Genomic DNA, 5,736 nt, shown 5'->3' with positions numbered 1-5,736 from the left:
CATACGGAAATTCAACATGCCAATGGATATGTCAGCAGTTATTCACACCAAAGTCGTTATGCACCAGACATCAAACCAGGCGTGAAAGTACGACAAGGACAAATTATTGGGTATGTTGGATCAACAGGAATGGCAACCGGACCCCATTGTCATTTTGAAATCATTGTCAATGGCGTCAAGGTTGATCCCATGCGCATTCGTATACCGGATAGCAAAGCCTTAACCAATCAAGACCTACAAACATTCCTACAAGAAAAAAACAACATTGATGCCTTGATCAACAGCCCAATAGCACCCTCCGAAGAAACTTAAAGCATCTGCATTTTTACGACTCAAAACATCTAAAAAATATGCTTGAGCGCTTACTTTTCTTAAAGAGATTTCCGCATTTTAAATATCTATTAAAGAATACGCCGAAAGATGCCACCACCCAAGGTCGCATCACAATGATTAAAAATAAAACGCCCTCCCCTTTTCTGGTTTACGCACAATAGAAAAGTGAAAAATATGAAACCCCAAAAGGCTAACTCTTCTTGTTTATTTTATCAAAACGATAGCCCGTCCTTATTTGCCATGCAATAAAATCTCAAATCAAAGGTGAGTTTTTCTAAAGAACGAAGATTCTAAAACCCATATCATTCTATAAACAACCCGACTTCTTGTTGCACAGATTCCACTGGTTGAGCACTGATGCTGTTTAAAGCCCTGAAGGAGGGAGGGCATGAGTTTTTTACAAGCGCGTTTTACCTTAAAAATATTTCTCCCACACGCTTACAAAAACACCCCATATTTAAAGTTTCACATGCCTTACAAAAAATAACAAAACTTGAAAAAACTCTCTCTTTGCAAAGCAATAGAGCTTACGAATATAAGTATTATTGGCTTAAAGAAGCACTTATTCAAAATAAATTTAAAGGCTAACTTAAGCACTTCAAAGCTCTCAGACAAGGAGAACTTTGAAAGCCGATCATCGGAGTCAACAAAGCAAAAAAACAACAAGAGAGAAAATCAAACATTACACCAAAAGATAAAGAAGCAAAGTTGTTTCTCTTGAAGGCAATTGACAATCTGATATGAATGGTGCTGTGTTCGCGCTACTGAAGCCGTATTTTTCCTTCTTCTTGTGAAAAGATGCCCTCCCCATACATTCACGATGAATGAAAGGCAGCTTACCACGAGAAAAGAAAAAATTTACCCTTTTAAAAAATCAGTCAGAGCTTTTTTTTGAACTATTCATGCTAAGTTTTGGCAAAGGAATGACAATCTTTGTGCCTCCTAAAGCAGAAGTTTCAAACAGAGGTTTTTCACCAAATTGCATACAGAGCTGTTCCACGACCACACGACCAAGTCCTGTTTTTTGTTTTAAAGTTTGGCTTTTCATTCCCACGCCATCATCTTCTACAATGAGCATCAATTGTCCATCTTTCTGGGGACCAAAGGAGATATAAATATGACCAGACCGTTGATCAGGAAAGGCATGTTTTAAGGAATTTGTCAGCAGTTCACCAAGGATAATTCCAAGTGTTGTCGCATCTCTTGAAGACAGGCGACAATCTTTAAAGTTGGTGTGAATGGTGATGTTTTCACGCAATTCAAAAGGGACTGCCAATTCGACATCATGCACAACAGAGCTGAGAAACTCTGCCAATAAAGTCGTTTCCATATCATCACTTAAGCGCAAACGACGATGTGCTGTAGAAATTGTCTGAATACGATCACGTGCAGCCCCTAGAACAGCACGCACCTCTTCATTTTTGCTCCGGTTTAACTGGAGCCCCAACAAAGAAGACACCGTCCCAAGAGAATTGCCAATGCGATGGCTTGCATCCTGCAACAATATTTCAACCCGTTGGCGTTCTTTTTCAGCGTGATTACGTGCTCTTTCTAATTCTTGTGTTCGTTCTTTCACGCGGGCTTCCAGAGCGATATTTTCACTATGAAGCAGCAATTGATACAATTTTAAAGAGCGCATATCACGATGAAAACGATTAATAACAAAATAGGCAGAAATAAAAGTACTCACAACGGAAACAATAGCCGCCAATGTCAAAGCCGCCCGCATCAATGCGATACCCTCACGCTGTTTTTGTCGCACCACATCATCCCCATTAATAAAGCTTGTCATCAATTGAGCTAAACGTGCTACAGGAATCTTTGATACTTCCAAAGAGTCCGCATGAGAAGGTTGAGAAGGTTGTTCAGGAATCGCATCAAGAGCACGCATATGGGCATTCATAAAGGCTTTTCGTGCTTCAACCTCTTCTTTAAAAGCCGTAAACCATTTATACCACTGCGGATGCGCATAAACAATAAGTGCGATATAGTCGAGAATATTCCCCAACTCCCGCTCTGCATTTTCAAAACGTATTTTATCTTCCGCCTTGCGCGTTTTTGCATAGCTGCGATCAGCAACAGCCATATCAATCAGGCTAATAAGGACCAAATCAGCCTGTTCGCGCAATTCTGAACTTGTATTCAACTGTGCGACTTCTCGATCAACGGCATTTGAAAGCAACATAATAAAAACCGATGCCAAAAGAGCCATAACAAGAGAAACAACAATCGCACCCCACCGCCAGCGTGATATCGTTGCATCAGAAGAAGGCATTTGAGGCATCAAATTTGTTTTTGTTGTCATAGAATGTCCATTGGCGAACTTGAAAGTCGTCATTTTTCAGCACAAAGGAAGGCAACCTTATGGAACATAAAACCTAAAGCCCGTGAGAAAGTTTTATACAGGCTTTTCTTGTGTTCCTAAGGATACACGCCAAACTTCTGAATTCCCTCAGATACTGACTTTACTGTAATAGCTATAACGGGAATAAAAAAAACAAGGCTATCAATCATAATTATTATGCTTTTTTAGCCGTTAAATGAACACAATGTACTTCCAGCTGAGTAAGAATCAGGACCATAATCAGACTCACCATTGACTTTAAGAAGTTCTTGTAATCGATTACGCGCCCTGCTCACACGGCTTTTAATGGTTCCAACAGCACAACCACAAATAGCCGCAGCATCTTCATAAGAAAATCCCGATGCGCCAATGAGAATAATGGCTTCTCTTTGATCGGCAGAAAGCAAATTTAAGGCTTTTTTGAAATCTTGCAAATCAAGTGATCCATATTGAGCAGGATGAACAGCGACATTTTGAGTAAACACGCCGTCGGTATCTTGAACTTCTCTTCCCTTTTTACGCATTTGACTATAAAATTCATTGCGCAAAATGGTAAAAAGCCAAGCTTTAAGATTAGTTCCCATCTCAAAACTATCTTGCTTAGCCCATGCCTTCATAACAGTATCTTGGACCAAATCTTCGGCTTTATCGTGCTTGCCACTTAAAGAAACAGCAAAAGCTCGTAAAGCCGGCAACACAGAAAGGAGTTCTTGTTTAAAGTTTTTCGCGCACTTTGACATAAAGGATTCAAACCTTTTCCACATTGTTTAAGCCAAATTGCTCTGCGCGCTCCAACTTCTCTAAAAGCTCAAGCAAACACCGTGGCAGTGCTTCTTCTTGAATTTCCATGTAAAATTGACGTAACTTCCGTGCTATTTCGCTATTGACCCCGAGAAGATCATCTCCAACTCTAAATTGTGTGGTGAGATTTTTTTCATCACGGTCGTTCATTTTTCATCCCCCTAATCCATATATTACTGGTAGCACCGCGAAGAATTTTTCGCCTTATGGTTGTAAATATAGCTGCCGGTAAAAAGTTCCATACAAATCAAGGAACTTTTTTATCGGTTGAGAATTTCAACCAACAAAATGCTTGAAAGGTCAAAGGAGTTATAAATTATGTCATTATCAACGCGCATTGCCCCGCATCTTCCCTATCTTCGGCGTTTTGCCCGCTCTGTCACCGGTAGCCAATCCTCTGGCGATGCCTATGTTTCAGCGATGTTGGAAGCACTCATTGCCGACATCTCCATTTTTCCCAAAGCCTCCACTGACCGAATTGGTACCTATTGGCTTTTTTGCCATCTTTTTGACCAAACCACACCAAACATCCCAGAACCCCTGCCCCAATTTGGTCTTGAACAAAAAACCAGTGCCAAATTATCCTATCTCACACCCCGTGCACGCCAAGCATTTTTGCTCATTGCCGTTGAAGGATTTCATGAACAAGACGCCAGCGAAATCATGAATCTGGATACGAAAGAATTTCGCAAGCTTCTCAACCAAGCATCCATTGATATTTCTCAACAAATTGCCACTGAAGTCATGATTATTGAAGATGAACCTCTTATTGCACTTGATATTGAGCAAATGGTAGAAAGCCTAGGTCATCATGTTGTAGGAATAGCGCGCACGCGTGATGAAGCTGTCATCATGTATCATAAGAAAAAACCACGGTTGATTTTGGCTGATATTCAATTAGCCGATAACAGTTCAGGGATTGATGCGGTCAACGAGATTTTGAAAAATGACCGTATACCGGTGATTTTCATCACGGCTTTTCCCGAAAGGCTTCTCACTGGCGAGCGTCCAGAACCAACTTTTTTAGTGACCAAACCTTTTAACCCTGATATGGTGAAAGCGCTTATTTCCCAAGCTTTATTTTTTCAAGAGAATGCTTCTAAAGCGGCTTAGAACAGGGTAACATCTTAAAATTATGATCGTTACGCCTCTTTCAAAGCCTCCCATGGATAGATCTCATATGAGTGCGCTCATGCAAGCGATTCGTGGTGCTGATATTTGCGTTCTCTATCAGGCAACAAATCTGGTTTATTTATGGGCTGAAAACTTGCCACATCATTTGCACAATAAATGGCGGGTTGGGTGTCGTGACAGCGACTTTTTTTCGCTTGACCTTGCAGACAATATGGAAACCATCAAACTGCAAGTTTTAGCCAGTGGCAAAATGCAAACTGTTGAAGCACGTTTTGAAGATACAAATAAACAAGAGATTTGGTACAAATTTTCTATTGATTGCCACCGCAATGATAACGAAGACATTATTGGTATTATCACCACCGGTGTCAATATTTCCGGCTTACGCCGCCGTGAACAAGTGCTTAAAATCCTTCTTCGCGAAGTCAGTCACCGTTCTAAAAACCTTCTAGCGATCATTCAAAGTATTGCCAGCCAAACCGCGCGCTATACTGAATCTCTTCAGGTTTTTTTACGAAAATTTCAAGGTCGTCTTCATTCTCTTTCTCATTCTCAAGATCTGATCACTGATTCCGATTGGCGCGGTGCTCAATTTCGCGAATTGGTCCAAACGCAGGCTTTAGGTTATTTTATGAAAGAAACAGAACGTTTTTCACTTGAAGGCGTCGATCCTTATCTTTTTCCCAATGCCGCTTTGCATATCGGTTTGGCTTTTCATGAACTGATTGTCAATTCTCTTTCTTTTGGAGCCCTTTCCCAAGAAAAGGGGAGCATCTGTGTACGCTGTGAAATTGAAACAAAACTGAATGGCAAAACGCAACTTATCATCACTTGGCATGAAAATTTTGAATCCGGCATCCCTCCCACAAACAATAAAAAAGCCTGTTTTGGTAGTGCCGTTCTCGAAAAAATCGTTCCCATTTCCGTGAATGGTTCAGCTTCCCTCAAATTGACACAAGAAGGAATTGTCTATTGCCTCTCTGTTCCTGATACTTATTTTGATATTTTTTCTTAAAAGAGCATTTTAAACAATGAACAAGAGAATTTTCCCCTTTTTTAGCAAAATGTCTCATCTGTTTATTAAGCACAAAGATATTTTCCAACCTCTTTAAACCAACCTCTAT

The 5,736-nt window shown here is 40.4% G+C and carries 6 protein-coding genes; 3 read left to right on the top strand and 3 right to left on the bottom strand.

Translation table 11 applies throughout. The features are described 5' to 3' along the window. A partial coding sequence (locus tag ACFIL3_RS06565) for a M23 family metallopeptidase (RefSeq protein WP_375681954.1) occupies positions 1-312 on the top strand: 312 nt, incomplete at its 5' end. An 895-nt stretch (positions 313-1,207) separates the two neighbouring features. On the opposite strand, the gene ACFIL3_RS06560 is transcribed toward ACFIL3_RS06565, so the two are convergent. The 3 genes from ACFIL3_RS06560 to ACFIL3_RS06550 all read right to left on the bottom strand — a co-directional run bounded on the left by ACFIL3_RS06560 (position 1,208) and on the right by ACFIL3_RS06550 (position 3,628). Further along, complete coding sequence (locus ACFIL3_RS06560; protein ID WP_375611692.1) at positions 1,208-2,638, bottom strand: sensor histidine kinase; 1,431 nt, start codon at positions 2,636-2,638, stop codon at positions 1,208-1,210. Between the two features lie 224 nt (positions 2,639-2,862). After that, positions 2,863-3,417 (bottom strand): RNA polymerase sigma factor, encoded by a 555-nt coding sequence (locus tag ACFIL3_RS06555; protein WP_375611691.1) that lies wholly within the window; start codon positions 3,415-3,417, stop codon positions 2,863-2,865. A 7-nt stretch (positions 3,418-3,424) separates the two neighbouring features. Continuing rightward, positions 3,425-3,628 carry a NepR family anti-sigma factor gene (locus ACFIL3_RS06550; protein WP_375610684.1) on the bottom strand — a complete coding sequence of 68 codons (204 nt, stop codon included), beginning with the start codon at positions 3,626-3,628 and terminating at the stop codon, positions 3,425-3,427. 168 nt (positions 3,629-3,796) lie between these two features. On the opposite strand from ACFIL3_RS06550, the gene ACFIL3_RS06545 reads away from it, so the two are divergent. Further along, complete coding sequence (locus ACFIL3_RS06545; RefSeq protein ID WP_375607013.1) at positions 3,797-4,591, top strand: response regulator; 795 nt, start codon at positions 3,797-3,799, stop codon at positions 4,589-4,591. Between the two features lie 22 nt (positions 4,592-4,613). Next, on the top strand, positions 4,614-5,627 hold the full coding sequence (locus tag ACFIL3_RS06540) for a sensor histidine kinase (RefSeq protein WP_375618002.1): 1,014 nt from the start codon (positions 4,614-4,616) through the stop codon (positions 5,625-5,627). Positions 5,628-5,736: the final 109 nt, after the last annotated feature.

The sequence above is a fragment of the Bartonella sp. CE47NXGY genome (assembly GCF_042195415.1).
Lineage (GTDB): Bacteria > Pseudomonadota > Alphaproteobacteria > Rhizobiales > Rhizobiaceae > Bartonella.
This window is presented reverse-complemented; position numbering and strand designations above follow the sequence as displayed.

Coding starts and splice junctions, on each gene's coding strand:
- ACFIL3_RS06540 (WP_375618002.1), top strand. CDS start 4,614: ATGATCGTTACGCCTCTTTCAAAGCCTCCCATGGATAGATCTCATATG.
- ACFIL3_RS06550 (WP_375610684.1), bottom strand. CDS start 3,628: ATGAACGACCGTGATGAAAAAAATCTCACCACACAATTTAGAGTTGGA.
- ACFIL3_RS06560 (WP_375611692.1), bottom strand. CDS start 2,638: ATGACAACAAAAACAAATTTGATGCCTCAAATGCCTTCTTCTGATGCA.
- ACFIL3_RS06555 (WP_375611691.1), bottom strand. CDS start 3,417: ATGTCAAAGTGCGCGAAAAACTTTAAACAAGAACTCCTTTCTGTGTTG.
- ACFIL3_RS06545 (WP_375607013.1), top strand. CDS start 3,797: ATGTCATTATCAACGCGCATTGCCCCGCATCTTCCCTATCTTCGGCGT.